The 1,324-nt window shown below is 35.3% G+C and carries 4 tRNA genes; all 4 read right to left on the reverse strand.

Going from position 1 to position 1,324, the window contains the following annotated elements:
- Positions 1–204: 204 nt before the first annotated feature.
- A tRNA-Ile gene (locus tag Q1A47_RS20445) sits at positions 205–278 on the reverse strand.
- A gap of 14 nt (positions 279–292) precedes the next feature.
- A tRNA-Gly gene (locus tag Q1A47_RS20450) sits at positions 293–366 on the reverse strand.
- Between the two features lie 30 nt (positions 367–396).
- Positions 397–473 (reverse strand) — tRNA-Pro (locus tag Q1A47_RS20455).
- Between the two features lie 7 nt (positions 474–480).
- A tRNA-Arg gene (locus tag Q1A47_RS20460) sits at positions 481–557 on the reverse strand.
- Between the last annotated feature and the right edge of the window lie 767 nt (positions 558–1,324).

The raw sequence follows: 1,324 nt of genomic DNA on the forward strand, positions 1-1,324 counted from the left end.
TTTTTCTCTTGACATACTGGTTGTTTTGTTCAGTTTTCAAAGAGCAAATTAGTTTGCTGCTTTTTGCGACAGCAACTATTTCATTATACCAGTTTGATCAACTCAAGTCAATAACTTTTTTCACTTAACTTTTTCGCTGTTCAAATTGGCGACTTTATTAATATATCATACCGACAATTTGTTTGTCAACACTTTTTTAAGTGATGGGCCTGAGTGGACTCGAACCACCGACCTCACGCTTATCAGGCGTGCGCTCTAACCAGCTGAGCTACAGGCCCCTAAAGGTAATGATTGGAGCGGGTGAAGGGAATCGAACCCTCGTCATCAGCTTGGAAGGCTGAGGTTTTACCATTAAACTACACCCGCGTTTATTAATATTTTAATATTTCGTGTCGATGGTCGGGAAGACAGGATTTGAACCTGCGACCCCATGGTCCCAAACCATGTGCTCTACCAAGCTGAGCTACTTCCCGGAAATTATGGCGCGCCCGAGAGGAGTCGAACCCCTAACCTCTTGATCCGTAGTCAAACGCTCTATCCAATTGAGCTACGGGCGCTTCTTAAAAGAATGTTCATTTTTATCATTTGTTTCAATTCACGATGACTGAATCACGCGAACAATTATAGATAATACACTAATATGGTTCTTATTTCAATACCTAAATTAAATTCTTTTAATTCTTATAATTATTTACCTTCATAGCTCATAGGTCATATCTGTAATGTTATGGATAAAACCAATTAAACCGAAAGCCAGAAGACGATTTTTATCATCTATTACTTCTATATTATAGTTAAATTGCAGGACGCAATTTTGAATCTGTGACTTTACTCTTTGAGTGCTTCTTAATTATTTATAGGCACAATTATATGTAACCGTCAATATGTTAGTTTCGTATTTATCTTTCCTGCATGATACATTTTTTAATTGCAAAAAATCATTGAATCGCATAAATCGCTTATTAAAGTAGTATATTAATGGAAGAGTCAGGAGCACAACAACAAGAGCATAGCCATAGTCCAATCAAAACATCTACTCCTGCAAAATATATATTACCAATCAAATAAATCACTAAAATGAGTAACGGCGATATAATATATTTTGTAATGAAAGAATATCGATTGTTTGTCAGCACTTTGACATGCTTTTTTCAGCGACATCTTCTCAATCGCAATAAAAATAAAATTGGAAATATCCAAGCTGCTGACGCCATTAAAAAGATCCTATTACTCAGGATCATAAATAATCCTCCCTCTATATACTTTAATTATCTTCAAAATACTCTTGTTTTCTTAGAATTAATCAAGCACCATTTCATTGAAT

Source organism: uncultured Virgibacillus sp. (assembly GCF_947495635.1).
In the GTDB taxonomy this organism is placed as follows: Bacteria; Bacillota; Bacilli; order Bacillales; family Amphibacillaceae; genus Virgibacillus; species Virgibacillus salarius.